A 17,678-nucleotide genomic window follows, 5' to 3' on the forward strand; every position below is an offset into this window, starting at 1 on the left:
GCCCAGTCGTGGGCGCAGTCGTGACCGGAGCGGGCGGTGCCGTGCTGGCCGTCGATGCCGGGCCGAACCCGTGGTTCAGCTCGTCATGGGTGGTGGACAACTGGTCGGTCATCATGCCCCTGCTCGAGCAGCACGTGCGGCTGACCCTGGTCTCGGTGGCCATCGGGACGCTGCTGGCCTTCCCGCTGACGCTCCTCGCGCGGCGCAGCCGGTACCTCGCCGCGCCGGTGCTGGGGCTGTCCACGCTGATCTACACGATCCCGTCGCTGGCGATGTTCGCGTTCCTGTCGCCCTACACCGGGCTGACCGAGCGGACGGTGATCGTCGGGCTGGTGCTCTACTCGCTCGTCGTGCTGGTGCGCAACTTCCTGGCCGGCCTGCAGGCGGTGCCGGACGAGGTGCGCGAGGCGGCCCGCGGCATGGGCTACGGCTCGGCCCGGCTGCTGTTCACCGTGGAGGTCCCGCTGGCGCTGCCCTCGATCATCGCCGGGCTGCGGATCGCCACCGTGTCCACGATCGCGCTGGTCACCGTGGGCGTGCTGGTCGGGCAGGGCGGGCTGGGGCAGATCATCATCGTCAACGGCTTCAGCGCCAACTACTACCGCCCGCCGATCGTGTTCGGCACCCTGGCCTGCGTGCTGCTGGCCCTGGTCGCCGACCAGCTGCTGGCCCTGACCGAGCGGGTGCTGAGCCCCTGGAACCGCACCCGGGCCGCCGCGTGAACGCCTTCCGCGACGCCTTCGTCTACCTCAACGACCCGCTGAACTGGTCGCGGCCCAACGGGATCCTCGACCTGCTCGGGGACCACCTGCGCATCTCGCTGCTGGCCATGGCCGTCGCGCTGCTGATCGCCGTCCCGCTGGCGGCGGTGCTCGGCCACCGCGGCACCGGCGGCGGCTTCACCGTCGGGCTGGTCAACATCTCCCGCGCCGTGCCGACGCTGGCCATCCTGGCGATCTTCGCGGTCACCTCGATCGGCTTCACCATCTGGGCGCCGGTCATCGCGCTGGCGATCTTCGCCGTCCCGCCGATCCTGGCCAACACCTACGTCGGCTTCCGCGGCGTCGACCGGGACGTCGTCGAGGCCGCCCGCGCCATGGGGATGAGCGGCCGGCAGATCGTGTTCCGGGTGGAGCTCCCGCTGGCCACGCCGATGATGCTCACCGGCATCCGCACCTCCGCGGTGCAGGTGGTGGCCACCGCCACGCTGGCCGCGCTGCTCGGCGGCGGGACGCTCGGCCAGGTCATCCGGATCGGCTTCGCCCGGCAGGACAACGGGATCATCATCGCCGGGGCGCTGCTCGTCGCCGGGCTGGCGATGGCCACCGAGCTGCTGCTGTCGGTGGTCGGCTGGCTGGTCACCCCGGGTGCCCGGGAGCTGCCGTTCCGGCGGGCAGCGAGCGTCCGCCCGGTGGGCGAGGACGTCGTCACGAGCGGGAGTGTGCAGGTCAGCGGCCTGCGAGTGTGACGCCGGGCACTCGGTAACGAGCTGGCAACACTGTGCCTGATGCGTTGCGTGTTGCGGGAGGGGGAGGTTCAGTGGGCCACCGCGGGAACGTCCCGCCAGACACGCGTTGCGGCCAGAAGCGGCCGCACGGGACACAGAAGGCGGATGCCATGCGCATGCGTGCCCGACACATCAGCATCCTCGCGGTCGCCGCGATCGCCCTCACCGCGTGCGGTGACTCCGGGTCCTCCGACAGCGGCGGCGGCACCGGTTCGGGCGGCACCGCCTCCGGCGACGCGTGCGCCCCGGTCCCCGGTGACCAGCTCGTCCCGCTCGAGGACGACAAGGGCCTGCAGCCCGCGGAGAACGTCATCCCGACCGCCAACGCGGCGTACGCCTCCGCGAACCCGACCGCCCTGGACGCGCTGGACACGGTCTCGGCCGTGCTCACCACCGAGGACCTGATCGGGCTGAACTCCGCCGTGGACAACGAGCGGCGCAGCGTCGCCGACGTGGCCGCGGAGTACGTGACCGAGAACGACCTGGGGTCCGGTGTCACCGGCAGCGGCGCGGTCACCGTCGGGGCGGCCAGCTTCACCGAGAGCCAGATCCTGGCGGCGGTCTACGCCGGTGCGCTGAACGCGGCCGGCTTCACCGCCACCGTGCAGACCGTCGGTGCCCGCGAGGGCTACCTGCCGGCGCTGCAGCGCGGTGAGTTCCAGCTGTTCCCCGAGTACGTCGGCACGCTGACCGAGTACCTCGAGGGCAACCCGGACACCGCCGTGGCCACCGCCGACCTGCAGGCGACCCTGGTCGAGCTCACCACGCTGGGCCAGGCTGCCGGCCTGTCCTTCGGCACCCCCGCCGACGCCGTCGACGCCAACGCGTTCGCCATCACCACCACCCTGCAGGACGCGCTGGGTGGCATCACCACGCTCTCCGAGCTGGCCGAGGCGTGCTCGGACGGCTCCCTGGTCCTCGGCGGCACGCCGGAGTGCGAGACCCGGCCGCTGTGCCAGGTCGGCCTGGAGCAGACCTACGGCCTCTCCTTCGCCAGCGTCGAGTCCCTGGAGCTGGGCCCGAACATCAACAACGCGGTGAAGCAGGGCGTGGTCTCCCTCGGCCTGTCCAACAGCACCGACCCGGCCTTCGCCCAGTAGCGAGAGGACCCGGCTGCCCCCACGCCACGCTCCGCGCGGCGCCGGGCCCTGCAGCCAGCCGTTCGAGCCGAGCGAGGCGGGCACCCCGGGTGCCCGCCTCGCTGCGTCAGTACCACCCGCCGGGCGGCAGTTGCTCCCCGGCGGCGACGACGGCGTCGGTCCGGTTGCCCTCCGGGGCCAGCGGGCACGACCAGCGCGGGTCGTAGGTGCACGACGGGTGGTAGGCGAAGTTCAGGTCGACCACCAGCCGGGTGGTGGTCGCGCCGAGGTCGGCGCCCTTCACGGTGTCCAGCACGTATCGCCCGCCGCCGTAGGTGCCGCGGCCGGCGCTGCCGTCCCGCAGCGGCAGGAACAGCCCGCCGCCGTACCCGCCCAGCCACCACACGTCCACCGTGCCCAGCGCGCCGAGGGCGACCCGGCCGGACCGCCGCAGGACCACCACGCCGTCGTCGGCGGTGGGCAGCTCCACCCGGGTCGGCGGCAGGGCGGTGTCCAGGACGGCGTCGAAGCGCAGCGCCGGGTCGTACGGCGCGACCGGCAGGCCGGTGAACGACGCCCGCGCCTGCTCGCCCAGCGGGGAGTCCGGGTGGCCGGCGAACAGCTCGTCCCGGCCGTCCCGCCAGGTGCGCCACCCGGCCTCGGGATCGGTCGCCGCGCGCGCCGCGGCGTAGAGGCCGGCGACCCGGCGTCGCCAGTCGAGCAGGGTGAGGGACATCCGGCCACTGTGGCACGCCCGCCACCGGACCGGCCCGGGCAGTCACAGCCTCTACGCTGAGCGTCATGGCCGGGCGTCGGGACGAGACGACCGGGGGACCGGTGGACGAGTCCTCCGGTCCGTGGCCGCCTGCCGGTGCCCCGCCGACCGAGGCGCTGACCCCCGGGCCCTGGGTGCAGCAGCCCTGGGCCGCCGGTCCGCCGGCTGCCTGGCCGCCGGCGGCCGTGCCCCCGGGCGCAGGGTCCCCGCCACTGGACGAGCCCGCCCCGGAGCCGCGTGCCGAGGACGCGCCGGCGACCGGCTCGCGGGTGCCCGAGTCGCGCATCGCCGCACCGGCGGCCGACCCCGGTCCGGGTGGGGCGCGCTCACCCTCGCTGCGGGTCGCCGCCCTGGCCCTCGGCGTGGTGCTCGCGATCGGTGCGAGCCTGGCCGCCTTCATCACCGAGGACCCGCTGTACCTGCGGCTGGCCGTGCTCGGCGTCGCCTGGGCCTTCGCCATCGCGCTGCTGGCGGCGGGCAGCCGGCGGGCGGACCAGATCGTCGCCGCCGGCCGCGAGCAGGAGCTGCGGCACTCCTACGACCTGGAGCTGGAGCGCGAGGTCGCCGCCCGCCGGGAGTACGAGCTGCGGCTGGAGAACCAGCTGCGGCGCGAGGCGCAGGAGGCGATGCGCAGCGAGGTCGAGGCGATGCGCCGCGACCTGTCCTCGCTGGCCCAGCTGCGCGGGGAGCTGCAGGACCTCTCCGCGCTGCGCTCGGACCTCCGGCAGGACATGTCCCGGATGCGGGCCGAGCTCACCGAGCAGCTCTCCGGGGAGATGCTGGTCGAGCGGATCGTCATGCGGACCCAGTCGATCCGGATGCCGGCCGACCGGCCCTCGCTGGAGGGCAGCGGCACCGTGCTCGCCGGCTCCACCGCCTGGGACGAGCGCTGGCAGGACGACCAGCGGACCGAGCAGCTGGACCCGTCCGAGGAGCCCGTGCCCGGCGGCCCCGCGGCCGGTGGCCGGGCCGCGGCCGGCGGCGCACCGGCCCACGCCGCCGACCGGTCCCACGACCCCGACCGCGCCGGGGACGACGGTGCGTCCCTGCCAGACGACGGTCCGCCCGCCGAGGACCCTGCGCCGCCCGCCCGGACCGAGGTGATCGGCCGTGCCCCGCTGGGTGGTGCGCGGGTCACCGACGACGGCCCCCGCCCGCCGGCGGACCCCCGCGGCAGCCACCGGCCGGCCGCTCCGCGGGCCAACGGCACCCCGGTCGCCCGGCCCGCCGGAGCCCCGCGCACCCCCGCCTCGCCACTGCGCCCGGCCGCCCAGCCGGCGGCTGCGGGACAGCCGGTCCCCGCGTCGCCGGTGCCGGGCAGGCGGTCCGGCGCGGGGCAGGCCCCGGTCGGACCCCAGCCCGCCGCCCGGCCCGCGGCCGCCGAGCCGGACGCCGCCCAGCCCTCGGCCGCCCAGCCCTCGGCCGCCCAGCCCCCGGCCGCCCAGCACTCGGCGGCGCAGTCCGACGCGCCGGCGGCCGGCCCGCAGGCGGTCGCGCCGACGCCTGCACCACTGCGCCCGGCGTCGCCGCGGCCTGCGGCCGGCAGCAGCGCCTCCCGGTGGCCCCGGACGCCCTCGGCAGAGCCCACGCCCTCCGGGGTGCAGCCCGCGCACGGCCTGGTCCGGCCGCAGTCGGCACCCGCGGTGCCGGTCCCCGCGCCGGCGCCCGTGGAGCCCGACGTCCCGGTGCCCGTCGAGTGGGACCCCGCCCCGGTCGACCCCTGGCGGGCCGCACCGGCCGAGGGGCGCCGGCACCGCCGCCGGGCACCCGAGCCGGACGACGACGCCGTCGCCCCGGTGCCCGGTGCCCTGCCGCCCGCGGCCCCCTGGGACGACGACGCCGCCAGCGGGACGCCGACGTACGACGCGCGGTCCTCGGCGCCACCCGCCTACGCGACACCCGCGTACGCGTCACCCGCCTACGAGGCGCCTGCGTACGAGGCGCCTGCGTACGAGACACCTGCGTACGAGACACCGGCCTACGAGGGACATGCGTACGAGGCGCCGGGGTACGACGAGGCCCCGGCCCCCGCCGGGGCGTTCGACGACGTCGAGGAGCCCAGCGGCCACCAGCGGCTGGCGCAGATCCTGGCCGAGAACGGCGTCTCCACGGGTGGCCGGCGCCGCCGCCGGCACCGCGACGACGACGACGGCGACGACGACGTGCTGGCCCGGGTGCTCCGGGGCGACTGAGGACGGACCGCGCCCCTCCCCGCGACGCACTTCGAGCCTGCGAGGGGGTCCTCTCTCAGATGGGGCCCTGGGAGAGGGCCCCGCCGTCGAGGACCAGGGTCTGGCCGGTGACCCAGCCGGCGTCGTCCCCGAGCAGGTAGGCGGCGGCCTCGCCGACGTCGGCGGGCACGCCCAGCCGGCCGGCCGGGTACTGCGCCGCCACCGCCTCCTCGCGACCGGTGAACAGCGCCTCGGCGAACCGGGTCTTCACCACCGCGGGGGCCACGGCGTTCACCCGCACCGTCGGCCCGAGCTCCACGGCCAGCTGCGTCGTCAGGTTGATCAGCGCGGCCTTGCTGGTGCCGTAGGCGCCGATGCCCAGCGAGGACTTCAGGCCGGCGACCGACGCAACGATCAGCACCGAGCCGCCGTGCTCGGCCATCCACGCCCGCCAGGCCTCCTGCACCAGGCCCAGGCTGGCCACCACGTTGGTGTCCATGATCTTCCGGTAGGCGTCGAGCGGGGTCTCCATCAGCGGCCCGTACGTGGGGTTGATGCCGACGTTGCCGACCAGCATGTCCAGGCTGCCGAACGTGTCCACCGCGGTGCGCACGGCCTCGGCGCGGTGCTCGGCGTCACCGGCGTTGCCCGGCACGGCGACGGCGACCTCCGGGCCGCCGAGCGACTCGACGGCCTCGGCCAGCGCGTCGGGCTTCCGCGCGGTCAGCACCACGCGCGCGCCCCGCGCCACCAGGCTCTGCGCGATGGCCAGCCCGATGCCGCGGCTCCCGCCGGTGACCAGCGCCGTCCGTCCGTCCATGGTGCCCACGGTGTCCTCCACGTCATCGGGCCCGCCACGCCTCGCTGCGCGGCAGTCAGCTGCCGGGGGCCGGAGCCGGCCCGTCGGGTCAACGTATCGCCGGGCGGGAGCGGGCTCGGAGCGGGACCGGGTCCCGCGGGTGAGTGAGGACACAGGCCCCTCCCGTTGTGGGCCGGGGGACCGGGCAACACACTTGCTGCCAGCCCGACACCTGCGCGACACATCCGGTTGCAGCAGGCGGCGGGCCGCACACGCACCGCCCCACCACCGCACGACCGGTCGACGACGCAGTCGCACCGGAGGAACGCCCGAGTCCGGTACCCGAGAGGGACTGGAACGAGAGGTGACCACCATGTACCCCGCCCTGCCCCCGGACCCCGCCCGGTACCCCGCCCTGCCCCCGGACCCCGCCCTGCCCCCGGACCCGGTCCGCCGCCCCCTGCCCGCCGGGCTGCCCCCCGCGGACTCCGCGCCCGCCCGGCTCCGCGTCGGCGTCGTCGGCGCCGGTCGCGTCGGTGCGGTCCTCGGTGCCGCCCTCGCCGCCGCCGGCCACGAGGTGGTCGCCGCCGCCGGCCTCTCCGCCGGGTCGCACGAGCGCGCCGCCCGGCTGCTGCCCGGTGTCCCGCTGCTGCCCACCGACCAGGTGGTCGCGATGAGCGACCTGGTCGTGCTCGCGGTCCCCGACGACACGCTGACCGGGCTGGTCGCCGGCCTGGCCGGGACCGGCGGCTGGCGCGCCGGCCAGCTGGTCTTCCACACCTCCGGGGCGCACGGCCTCGCCGTGCTGGCCCCGGCCGAGCGGGCCGGCGTGCTCAGCCTCGCCCTGCACCCGGCGATGACCTTCGCCGGCCGGCCGGAGGACGCCGACCGGCTCGTCGGCGCCCCGTTCGGGGTGACCAGCCGGCCCGAGCACCGCGCCGTCGGCGAGATGCTCGTGCTGGAGATGGGCGGCGAGCCGTTCTGGGTCGCCGAGCCCGACCGGGTGCTCTACCACGCGGCCCTGGTGGGCGGCGCCAACCACCTGGTCACGCTGGTCGCCGAGGCCGCCGACCTGCTGCGCACCGCCGGCGTGCAGTCCCCGGCGCGGGTGCTCGGCCCGCTGCTCACCGCCGCCCTGGACAACGCGCTGCGCCACGGCGACCAGGGCCTCACCGGGCCGGTCAGCCGCGGCGACGTCGGCACGGTGCACGACCACGTCGTCACGCTCACCGACCGGGCCCCGGCCGCGGTGGACTCCTACGTCGCCATGGCCCGGCGCACCACGCAGCGGGCGCTGTCCGCGGGCCGGCTCAAGCCGCACGAGGGCGCCCCGCTGCTGGACCTGCTGGCCACCGCGGCGCAGGAGAACGGGGCCGCACGGTGATCGGGGTGCTGCCCGCCGTGGCCGAGACGGTCGCCGACCTGCGCGCCGCCCGCGCCGCGCTGCCCGGCCCGGTCGTCCTGGTGCCCACGATGGGCGCCCTGCACGAGGGTCACCGGACGCTGGTCCGCGCCGCCCGCGCCTGGGGGGGCAGCGTGGTCGTCTCGGTGTTCGTGAACCCCACCCAGTTCGGCCCCGGTGAGGACTTCGACCGCTACCCCCGTACCTGGGACGCCGACCTGGCGGCCCTCGCCGAGGAGGGCGCCGACCTGGTGTTCCACCCCGGCGTGGCCGACGTGTACCCCGCGGGTGCACTCGGCGTGGGCGTCGACCCCGGCCCACTCGGCTCGGTGCTGGAGGGCGCCGTCCGGCCCGGGCACTTCGCCGGGGTGCTCACCGTGGTCGCGAAGCTCTTCGGCCTGGTGCGGCCGGACGTCGCCGTGTTCGGGGAGAAGGACTACCAGCAGCTCACACTGATCCGGGCGATGGCCCGGGAGCTGGCCCTCGGCGTCGAGGTGGTCGGGGTGCCGACCGTGCGGGAGCCCGACGGGATGGCGCTGTCCTCCCGCAACCGCTACCTGTCCGGCGACCAGCGCCGCGCCGCCGCCGTGGTCTCGGCCGCGCTCCGCGCCGGGGCCGCAGCCGGCCCGGCGGGTCCCGCCGCGGTGCTCGCCGCCGCCCACGCCGTGCTGGCCGCCGAGCCCGGCCTGGTGCCGGACTACCTGGAGCTCACCGACCCCGACCTCGCCCCGGCCCCCGCCCGCGGCCCGGCCCGGCTGCTCGTCGCCGTCCGGGCCGGTTCGACCCGGCTGCTCGACAACGCCCCGATCGACCTCGGAGACCCCCGATGATGCGCACCATGCTCAAGTCGAAGATCCACCGCGCCACCGTCACGCAGGCCGACCTGCACTACGTCGGCTCGGTCACCGTGGACGAGGACCTGATGGACGCCGCCGACCTGCTGGCCGGCGAGCAGGTGGCCATCGTCGACGTCACCAACGGCGCGCGGCTGGAGACCTACGTGATCCCGGGGGAGCGCGGCAGCGGGGTGATCGGCATCAACGGTGCCGCCGCCCACCTGGTGCACCCCGGCGACCTGGTCATCCTGATCAGCTACGGGCTGGTCGACGACGCCGACGCGAAGAGCCTGCTGCCCCGGGTGGTGCACGTCGACGCCGCCAACCGGGTGGTCGAGCTGGGTGCCGACCCGGCCGCGCCGTCCCCCGGGGTGCTCGGGCAGGTACGCGGCGACACCACCGCGTCGAGGTGAGCACCCGCACCGCGGACGCGCCGACGTCCGCGGGCGCCGCCCTGCCGCGGCGGCTCACCGCGCCGGCGCCGGGCTGGGAGCTCACCGCGGACGTGTGCGTGGTCGGCTCCGGGGTCGCCGGGCTCTGCGTGGCGCTGCACGCCCGCGCCGCGGGGCTGTCGGTCGCGGTGGTCACCAAGGTGCAGGTGGACGACGGCTCGACCCGCTGGGCGCAGGGTGGGATCGCCGCGGTCCTGGGTGCCGGGGACACCGCGGCCGCCCACGCCCGGGACACCGAGGTGGCCGGGGTCGGGCTGTGCGAGCCGGCGGCGGTGCACGCGCTGGTCACCGAGGGCCCGGAGCGGCTGCACCAGCTGATCTGCTGGGGCGCCGCCTTCGACCGCGACCACCGCGGGCACCTGCTGCTCACCCGTGAGGGCGGGCACCACGCCGACCGGATCGTGCACGCCGGCGGGGACGCCACCGGCGCCGAGGTGCAGCGCGCCCTGCAGGACGCCGTCACCGCCGACCCCGGCGTCACCCTGATCGAGCACGCGATGGTGCTGGACCTGCTGACCACCGTGGACGGCCGCGCCGCCGGGGTGACGCTGCACGTGCTCGGCGAGGGCACCGCCGACGGGGTGGGCGCGGTGCGCTCCCGGGCCGTCGTGCTCGCCACCGGCGGGATGGGCCAGGTGTACGCCGCCACCACCAACCCCTCGGTGTCCACCGGGGACGGCGTCGCCCTGGGCCTGCGCGCCGGCGCGGTCGCCACCGACCTGGAGTTCGTCCAGTTCCACCCCACCTCGCTGTACCTGGGCGCCGGGCTGCGCGGTCAGCAGCCGCTGGTCTCCGAGGCACTGCGCGGGGAGGGCGCCGTGCTGCTGGACCGGAACGGCGTGCGGTTCATGACCGACGTGCACCCGCTGGCCGACCTCGCCCCGCGCGACGTCGTCGCCAAGGCCATCACCCGCGTGCAGCTGCGCGACGGCGTCGACCACGTGCACCTGGACGCCCGGGCGGTGCCCGACCTGGCGCAGCGGTTCCCGACGATCGTGGGCCGCTGCCGCGAGGCCGGCATCGACCCGGTCACCGACCTGGTCCCGGTGACCCCTGCCGCGCACTACGCCTCCGGCGGGCTGGCCACCGACCTCGACGGCCGCACCACCCTGCCCGGGCTGTACGCCTGCGGCGAGGTGGCCTGCACCGGCGTGCACGGGGCCAACCGGCTGGCGTCCAACTCGCTGCTGGAGGGGCTGGTGTTCGCCGGGCGGATCGGGGCCGCGCTGGCCGCCGGGCTGCCGCTGGCCGGCGAGCCCGCCGCACCCGGCCCCGACCAGGACGGCCTGCTGGACCCCGGCGCGCGGGACCAGCTCACCGGCACCATGTCCGGCCGGGTCGGGGCGCTGCGCACCGCCGAGGGGCTCGCCGCGGCCACCGACGAGCTGGCCCGGCTGCGCAGCTCCGTCGGCCGGGGCCCGCTGCCCACCCCCGGGGTGGCCAGCTGGGAGGCCACCGACCTGCTGGCCGTGGCCAGCGCGCTCACCGTCGCCGCCAGCGCCCGGGCCGAGACGCGCGGCTGCCACTGGCGGGCCGACCACCCGGACGCCGTCGAGGACTGGCGGGTGCACCTGGACGTCCGGCTGGGCGAGGACGGGCCGGAGCTGACCCGCCGTCCGGTCGGCGTCCCGGTGGTGCAGCCGTGGTGAGCAGCACTCCGGCCGACCCGGCGTCGCTGGAGGGCACCGGCCTGTCCGAGGCGTGGGTGACCGAGCTGGTCGAGCGCACCCTCACCGAGGACCTCACCGGCGGCCCGCCGCTGCCGCACGCGCCCGACCTGGCGGTGCGGCACGACGTCACCAGCTCGGCGACCATCGCGGCCACCCGGTTCGGCACCGCCGACCTGGTGGCCCGGGCGCCCGGCGTCGTCGCCGGGCTGCCGGTGGCCGCCCGGGTGTTCCAGCGGCTGGCACCGGGCGTCACGCTCACCGCCGGCGCCCGGGACGGCGACACCGTGGCCACCGGCGACGTGCTGCTGACCGTGCGCGGGCCGGTGCGGGCACTGCTCGCCGCCGAGCGCAGCGCGCTCAACATCGCCAGCCGGGCCAGCGGCATCGCCACCGCCACCCGCGCCTGGGTCGAGGCGGTCGCCGGCACCGGGGCCGTGGTGCTGGACACCCGCAAGACCACCCCCGGCCTGCGGCCGCTGGAGAAGTACGCCGTGCGCTGCGGGGGCGGATCGAACAAGCGGATGGGCCTCTACGACGTGGCGATGGTCAAGGACAACCACGTCGCCGCCGCGGGCTCGGTCGCCGACGCCGTCGCGCTGGTGCGGGAGTGCGCCCCGTCGGTCCCCGTGCAGGTGGAGGTGGACACCGTCGCGCAGGCGGCCGAGGCCGTCGCGGCCGGCGCGGACTTCCTGCTCTGCGACAACATGCCGCCCGCGGTGCTCCGCGAGGTGGTGGCCGTGGTCGCCGGGCGGGCCGAGCTGGAGGCCACCGGCGGGCTGACGCTGGGCGTCGCCCGCGAGGTTGCCGCCACCGGCGTGGACTTCCTCTCCGTCGGGGCGCTCACCCACTCCGCGCCGATCCTCGACCTCGCCCTGGACCTGCGGGCGGCCGGCTGATGCTGCTCGCGGTCGACATCGGCAACAGCCAGACCGTCCTGGCCACCTTCGACGGCGACCGCCGGGTCGGCTGCTGGCGGGTGACCACCCACGCCCGGGCCACCGCCGACGAGCTGCAGCTGCTCTGGCGCGGGCTGCTGCGCGACGCCGACGTCACCGCGGTGGCGGCGTGCTCCACCGTGCCCGCGCTGCTGCCGGCGCTGCGCCAGCTGCTGGCCCGCCTCGACCTGCCGGTGGTGCTGATCGGCCCCGGCGTGCGCACCGGCGTCCCGCTGCACGTGGACAACCCGCGCGAGGTCGGCTCCGACCGCGTGGTCACCGCCCTGGCCGCGCACGAGATGTTCGGCCGCCGGCCCGACGGCACCGGCCGGCCGGTCGTCGTCGTCGACTTCGGCACGTCCACCAACGTCGACGCCGTCGGCCCGGACGGGCAGTTCCTCGGCGGCGCGCTGGCCCCCGGCGTGGAGGTGAGCCTGCAGGCGCTGACCGACCGGGCCGCGCAGCTGCGCTCGGTGGAGCTCACCACCCCGGCCCAGGCGATCGGCAAGAACACCGTGGCCGCCCTGCAGTCCGGGCTGGTGCTGGGCTTCGCCGGGCTGGTCGACGGGCTGGTGGGCCGGATCGCGGCGGAGCTGGTCGCCCAGTTCGGCGCCGCCCCGGTCGTCGTCGCCACCGGCGGGCTGGCCCCACTGGTCGTGGACAGCTGCCGCTCGATCGGGGAGCGGGAGCCCGACCTCACCGTGCACGGCCTGCGGCTGGCCTTCGCCCGGCACCACGCCGGGCGCTGACCGGCCCCCGCGGCACCGCGCCCGGCGGCCGGGGCCCGGTCCGTAGGCTCGGCACCGTGATCGAGGAACCGCCCGGCCCGACCGACGACGAACTGCCCGAGCAGGTGCGGGTGCGGCGCGCCAAGCTGGACCGGCTGCGCGGCGCGGGCGTCGACCCCTACCCGGTCGCGGTGGCCCGGACGACGTCCCTGGCGCAGGTCCGGGCCGCGCACCCGGACCTGGAGCCGGACACGATGACGGGGGAGACCGTCGGCGTCACCGGGCGGGTGATCTTCTCCCGCAACACCGGCAAGCTGTGCTTCGCGACCCTGCGCGAGGGCGGCACCGAGCTGCAGGTCATGCTGTCGCGCGACCGGGTGGGGGAGGAGCAGCTGGCGGCGTGGAAGGCCGACGTCGACCTCGGCGACCACGTGCTGGTCACCGGCGAGGTGGGCACCTCCCGGCGCGGCGAGCTGTCGGTGTTCGCCGACTCCTGGCAGCTCGCGGCCAAGGCGCTGCGGCCGCTGCCGGTGGCGCACAAGCCGATGAGCGAGGAGCTGCGGGTCCGCCGCCGCTACGTCGACCTGATCGTGCGCGACGAGGCCCGGCGCACGGTGCACCAGCGGGCCACGGTGATGTCCACCCTGCGCGCCGGCCTCACCGCCCGGTCGTTCCTCGAGGTCGAGACGCCGATGCTGCAGAACGTGCACGGCGGGGCCACCGCGCGGCCGTTCCGCACGCACATGAACGCCTTCGACCTCGACCTCTACCTGCGGATCGCCCCGGAGCTCTTCCTCAAGCGCTGCATCGTGGGCGGGCTGGACCGGGTGTTCGAGATCAACCGCAACTTCCGCAACGAGGGCGCGGACAGCTCGCACTCGCCCGAGTTCGCCATGCTCGAGGCCTACGCGGCGTACTGGGACTACCAGTCGATGGCCACCATGACCCGTGAGCTGGTGCAGGAGTCCTGCGTCGCGCTGTTCGGCGACCACGTGGCCCGGCACCACGACGGCACCGAGCTGGACCTCTCCGGGGTGTGGCCGCAGGTGCCGCTCTACGGCGCCGTCTCCGAGGCGGTGGGCGAGGAGGTCACGCCGGAGACCCCGGTGCAGGCGCTGCGCGCCCTCGCCGAGCGGCACGAGGTCGGCGTGGACCCCGCCTGGTCGCCGGGCAAGGTGGTGGAGGAGCTCTTCGAGGCCCTCGTGCAGCACACGCTGCAGTCGCCGACCTTCGTGGTCGACTACCCGCTGGACACCTCGCCGCTGACCCGGGCCCACCGCACCACGCCCGGCCTGGCGGAGAAGTGGGACCTGTACATCGGCGGCATCGAGCAGGGGACGGCGTACTCCGAGCTGGTCGACCCGGTCGCCCAGCGGGAACGGTTCACCGCGCAGGCACTGCTGGCGGCGGCCGGCGACCCCGAGGCCATGGCGCTGGACGAGGACTTCCTGGAAGCACTCGAGTACGGGATGCCGCCGACCGGTGGCATGGGATTCGGCATGGACCGGCTGATGATGACGCTCACCGGACTGGGGATCAGGGAGACCATCCTCTTCCCACTCGTCCGGCCGCTCACCCCGCATGGATGACATTCGTCCACCCGCGCATTCATGAACACGCCGGGAATGCACTTCCCCGCGCAATGTGTGGTGAAATGGCCTGGTCGTCCACCCGGGCGATCCAGAACAGGCCACGGGGGCCCGAATTCCAGGAGAGAGAACACAATGGCTCGCAAGGTCACGGTCGTACTGAGTGACGACCTCGACGAGAACATCCCCGCCGACGAGACGGTCTCGTTCTCACTCGACGGGACCGCCTACGAGATCGACCTCTCCGAGAAGAACGCCGCCGCACTCCGCGAGGCCTTCTCCACCTATGTCGAGGCCGCCCGCAAGGTGACCCGCGGTACCTCGCGCGCCTCCGGTGCCGGCCGTTCCCGCGCCACCGGCGGCGGTGGCCGGATGGACCGCGAGCAGGCCGGCGCCATCCGCGACTGGGCCCGCAAGAACGGCCACGCGGTGAGCGACCGCGGCCGCATCCCGGCCAGCGTCGTCGAGGCCTACGAAGCCGCTCACTGAGGCCTCGTCCCGAGGCTCGCCGCGCGCGGAGCGTGCGGGGAGGAGGACGAGGTCCTTCTCCCCTTCGCCCCCCACCACGAACGAGCTCGCGGCGGGGCCCTGCGAAGGGGCCGTTCCATCCGGCGTGCGGTGGCCTCCCCGAGGGGTCGTCCCACCCGGCGTGCGGTGGCCTCCCCGAGGGGGCCGCGCAGGCGGTCACGGCCCGTCCCCTGAGCGGGGGCGGGCCGTCGTCGTCCCTGGGGACCGGCAGGGCGTCCGCTGAGGGCGTAACGCCGGCGGAACACCGATCCGGCACCGTCAGTTGGACCGGGCAGCCACTTCTGCACCAAGGTGGGTCATCACCGGCAGGGCAGCGTGGTCCATGACTACAGTGGAAAGACCGGTGCCCTCAGCGAGCGCCGACATGACGTCGGGTGACACCTCTCCCCGCTGCGGCGGGGGGACTGAGCACAGCAGGTCCGCACCGCGCAGAGGAGAAGTGAGATGTTCGAACGGTTCACCGACCGAGCCCGTCGCGTGGTCGTCCTGGCGCAGGAAGAAGCCCGGATGCTCAACCACAACTACATCGGCACCGAGCACATCCTCCTGGGCTTGATCCACGAGGGTGAGGGCGTCGCCGCGAAGGCCCTCGAGTCCCTGGGCATCTCCCTCGAGGGTGTCCGCCAGCAGGTCGAGGAGATCATCGGCCAGGGTCAGCAGGCCCCGTCCGGCCACATCCCCTTCACCCCGCGGGCCAAGAAGGTGCTCGAGCTGTCGCTGCGCGAGGCGCTGCAGCTCGGCCACAACTACATCGGCACCGAGCACATCCTGCTCGGCCTGATCCGCGAGGGCGAGGGCGTCGCCGCCCAGGTCCTGGTCAAGCTGGGTGCCGACCTCAACCGCGTCCGCCAGCAGGTCATCCAGCTGCTCAGCGGCTACCAGGGCAAGGAGCCGGCCGCGGCCGGCGGCCCCGCCGAGGGCACGCCGTCGACGTCGCTGGTGCTCGACCAGTTCGGCCGCAACCTCACCCAGGCCGCGCGCGACTCCAAGCTCGACCCGGTCATCGGGCGCGCCAAGGAGATCGAGCGCGTCATGCAGGTGCTGTCGCGCCGCACCAAGAACAACCCCGTCCTCATCGGCGAGCCCGGCGTCGGCAAGACCGCCGTCGTCGAGGGTCTGGCGCAGGCGATCATCAAGGGCGAGGTCCCGGAGACGCTGAAGGACAAGCAGCTCTACACCCTCGACCTCTCCGCCCTGGTCGCCGGTTCCCGGTACCGCGGTGACTTCGAGGAGCGCCTCAAGAAGGTGCTCAAGGAGATCCGCACCCGCGGCGACATCATCCTGTTCATCGACGAGATCCACACCCTCGTCGGTGCCGGTGCCGCCGAGGGCGCGATCGACGCGGCCAGCATCCTCAAGCCGATGCTCGCCCGCGGTGAGCTGCAGACCATCGGGGCCACCACGCTCGACGAGTACCGCAAGCACTTCGAGAAGGACGCCGCCCTCGAGCGCCGCTTCCAGCCGATCCAGGTGGGCGAGCCCACGCTCACCCACACGATCGAGATCCTCAAGGGCCTGCGCGACCGGTACGAGGCGCACCACCGGATCAGCATCACCGACAGCGCGCTCGTGGCTGCGGCGACCCTGGCCGACCGGTACATCTCCGACCGCTTCCTGCCCGACAAGGCGATCGACCTGATCGACGAGGCCGGGGCGCGCATGCGCATCAAGCGGATGACCGCCCCGCCGGACCTGCGCGAGTTCGACGAGCGCATCTCCGGTGTGCGTCGCGAGAAGGAGTCCGCGATCGACGCGCAGGACTTCGAGAAGGCCGCTGCCCTCCGTGACACGGAGAAGCAGCTGCTGGTCGAGAAGTCCGAGCGGGAGAAGCAGTGGAAGGCCGGCGACATGGACGTCGTCGCCGAGGTCGACGACGAGCAGATCGCCGAGGTCCTGGCCAACTGGACGGGCATCCCGGTCTTCAAGCTGACCGAGGAGGAGACCACCCGCCTGCTGCGCATGGAGGACGAGCTCCACCGGCGCATCATCGGCCAGCACGAGGCGATCAAGAGCGTCAGCCAGGCGATCCGTCGCACCCGCGCCGGCCTCAAGGACCCGCGCCGTCCGGGTGGTTCGTTCATCTTCGCCGGCCCCTCGGGTGTCGGGAAGACCGAGCTCGCCAAGACGCTCGCGAACTTCCTCTTCGGCGACGACGACGCGCTCATCCAGATCGACATGAGCGAGTACCACGACCGTTTCACCGTGTCCCGGCTCGTCGGTGCACCTCCCGGTTACGTCGGTTACGACGAGGGTGGTCAGCTGACCGAGAAGGTGCGGCGAAAGCCGTTCTCGGTGGTCCTCTTCGACGAGATCGAGAAGGCGCACGCGGACGTGTTCAACACGCTGCTGCAGGTGCTGGAGGACGGGCGTCTCACCGACGGCCAGGGCCGGATCGTGGACTTCAAGAACACGATCCTCATCCTGACCACGAACCTGGGCACCCGGGACATCTCCAAGGCCGTCGGGCTCGGCTTCCAGGCCGGCCAGGACAACCAGAGCAACTACGAGCGGATGAAGCTCAAGGTCAACGACGAGCTCAAGCAGCACTTCCGGCCCGAGTTCCTCAACCGCATCGACGACATCGTCGTGTTCCACCAGCTGACCGAGGACGAGATCGTCCACATCGTCGACCTCCTGCTCGCGCGGGTCGAGACGCAGCTGCAGAACAAGGACATGGCGATCGAGGTGACGCCCGCGGCCAAGAAGCTGCTGGCGGCTCGCGGGTTCGACCCGGTGCTGGGCGCGCGGCCGCTGCGTCGCACGATCCAGCGCGAGATCGAGGACGCGCTCTCGGAGAAGATCCTCTACGGCGAGCTGTCCCCGGGGCAGATCATCGTGGTCGACGTCGACGAGGACACCGACACCACCAAGTCGAAGTTCACGTTCCGTGGCGAGTCCAAGCCGGTCGACCTGCCGGACACGCCGCCGGTCGCCCTCACCGGCGCCGACGACGACGGCGACGGGTCCACCGCGGCACCGCAGGCGGACTGACGAAGGACCCCCGTGCCCCCCACCACGAGCACGCTCGCGGCGGGGCCCTGCACGGGGGCCTGCTGACCGAGGCCGCCCCCGCTCCCACGAGCGGGGGCGGCCTCCGTCGTCCCGGGCCGGACCCGCGCGGCCGCCCGGCCGTGGACGTCACGCGCGAGCCCCCCACCCTGCCGCCAGGATCGACACGAACTGCCCGCCGAGATGGCCATCTTGGCG

15 protein-coding genes are annotated in these 17,678 nt (G+C 74.9%); 13 read left to right on the top strand and 2 right to left on the bottom strand.

The features are described from left to right. Nucleotides 1-20: 20 nt before the first annotated feature. The 3 genes from G1H19_RS21250 to G1H19_RS21260 all read left to right on the top strand — a co-directional run bounded on the left by G1H19_RS21250 (nt 21) and on the right by G1H19_RS21260 (nt 2,607). A complete protein-coding gene (locus G1H19_RS21250) occupies nt 21-722 on the top strand; it encodes an ABC transporter permease (protein ID WP_235928129.1) in 702 nt (233 codons plus the stop codon). Beyond that, nucleotides 719-1,468, top strand: coding sequence for an ABC transporter permease (locus G1H19_RS21255; protein ID WP_162392990.1), 750 nt, complete (start codon nt 719-721; stop codon nt 1,466-1,468). Before G1H19_RS21250 ends, G1H19_RS21255 begins: the two co-directional genes overlap by 4 nt. A gap of 155 nt (nt 1,469-1,623) precedes the next feature. Beyond that, on the top strand, nt 1,624-2,607 hold the full coding sequence (locus tag G1H19_RS21260) for a glycine betaine ABC transporter substrate-binding protein (RefSeq protein WP_235909581.1): 984 nt from the start codon (nt 1,624-1,626) through the stop codon (nt 2,605-2,607). Between the two features lie 106 nt (nt 2,608-2,713). Here G1H19_RS21260 and G1H19_RS21265 read toward each other — a convergent pair whose 3' ends face one another. Further along, nucleotides 2,714-3,322: a DUF1684 domain-containing protein gene (locus G1H19_RS21265; RefSeq protein WP_152729570.1), complete on the bottom strand. Its 609-nt coding sequence runs from the start codon at nt 3,320-3,322 to the stop codon at nt 2,714-2,716. A 65-nt stretch (nt 3,323-3,387) separates the two neighbouring features. Between G1H19_RS21265 and G1H19_RS21270 the strand changes: the two genes are divergently transcribed. After that, nucleotides 3,388-5,553: a DUF6779 domain-containing protein gene (locus tag G1H19_RS21270; protein WP_152729571.1), complete on the top strand. Its 2,166-nt coding sequence runs from the start codon at nt 3,388-3,390 to the stop codon at nt 5,551-5,553. A gap of 55 nt (nt 5,554-5,608) precedes the next feature. Here the strand turns inward: G1H19_RS21270 and G1H19_RS21275 are convergent, their stop codons facing one another. Continuing rightward, nucleotides 5,609-6,352: an SDR family oxidoreductase gene (locus G1H19_RS21275; protein ID WP_152729572.1), complete on the bottom strand. Its 744-nt coding sequence runs from the start codon at nt 6,350-6,352 to the stop codon at nt 5,609-5,611. Nucleotides 6,353-6,704: 352 nt separating this feature from the next. Here G1H19_RS21275 and G1H19_RS21280 point away from each other — a divergent pair, with 352 nt between their 5' ends. From G1H19_RS21280 to G1H19_RS21320, 9 genes are all read left to right on the top strand, one after another. Then, a complete protein-coding gene (locus G1H19_RS21280) occupies nt 6,705-7,715 on the top strand; it encodes a Rossmann-like and DUF2520 domain-containing protein (RefSeq protein ID WP_152729573.1) in 1,011 nt (336 codons plus the stop codon). A gap of 5 nt (nt 7,716-7,720) precedes the next feature. Next, nucleotides 7,721-8,563, top strand: coding sequence for a pantoate--beta-alanine ligase (gene panC / locus G1H19_RS21285; protein ID WP_235928130.1), 843 nt, complete (start codon nt 7,721-7,723; stop codon nt 8,561-8,563). Nucleotides 8,564-8,571: 8 nt separating this feature from the next. Beyond that, nucleotides 8,572-8,982 (top strand): aspartate 1-decarboxylase, encoded by a 411-nt coding sequence (gene panD / locus G1H19_RS21290; protein WP_322099364.1) that lies wholly within the window; start codon nt 8,572-8,574, stop codon nt 8,980-8,982. Next, the gene (locus G1H19_RS21295; RefSeq protein WP_162392991.1) at nt 8,979-10,670 is read left to right on the top strand and encodes an L-aspartate oxidase; all 1,692 of its coding nucleotides are present in this window, start codon (nt 8,979-8,981) and stop codon (nt 10,668-10,670) included. The genes panD and G1H19_RS21295 overlap by 4 nt, the downstream gene beginning before the upstream one ends. Next, complete coding sequence (nadC, locus tag G1H19_RS21300; protein ID WP_202925904.1) at nt 10,667-11,587, top strand: carboxylating nicotinate-nucleotide diphosphorylase; 921 nt, start codon at nt 10,667-10,669, stop codon at nt 11,585-11,587. Before G1H19_RS21295 ends, nadC begins: the two co-directional genes overlap by 4 nt. Next, nucleotides 11,587-12,375, top strand: a complete 789-nt coding sequence (locus G1H19_RS21305) for a type III pantothenate kinase (protein WP_152729575.1) — start codon at nt 11,587-11,589, stop codon at nt 12,373-12,375. Before nadC ends, G1H19_RS21305 begins: the two co-directional genes overlap by 1 nt. 56 nt (nt 12,376-12,431) lie before the next feature. Beyond that, nucleotides 12,432-13,943, top strand: a complete 1,512-nt coding sequence (gene lysS, locus G1H19_RS21310) for a lysine--tRNA ligase (RefSeq protein WP_162392992.1) — start codon at nt 12,432-12,434, stop codon at nt 13,941-13,943. 135 nt (nt 13,944-14,078) lie between these two features. Continuing rightward, entirely contained in the window at nt 14,079-14,432 is a 354-nt protein-coding gene (locus G1H19_RS21315; RefSeq protein ID WP_152729576.1) for a histone-like nucleoid-structuring protein Lsr2, read from the top strand. A gap of 483 nt (nt 14,433-14,915) precedes the next feature. Then, a complete protein-coding gene (locus tag G1H19_RS21320; RefSeq protein WP_152729577.1) occupies nt 14,916-17,462 on the top strand; it encodes an ATP-dependent Clp protease ATP-binding subunit in 2,547 nt (848 codons plus the stop codon). The last annotated feature ends 216 nt before the right edge of the window (nt 17,463-17,678 follow it).

The sequence above is a fragment of the Goekera deserti genome, assembly GCF_010685995.1.
Classification (GTDB): Bacteria; Actinomycetota; Actinomycetes; order Mycobacteriales; family Geodermatophilaceae; genus Goekera; species Goekera deserti.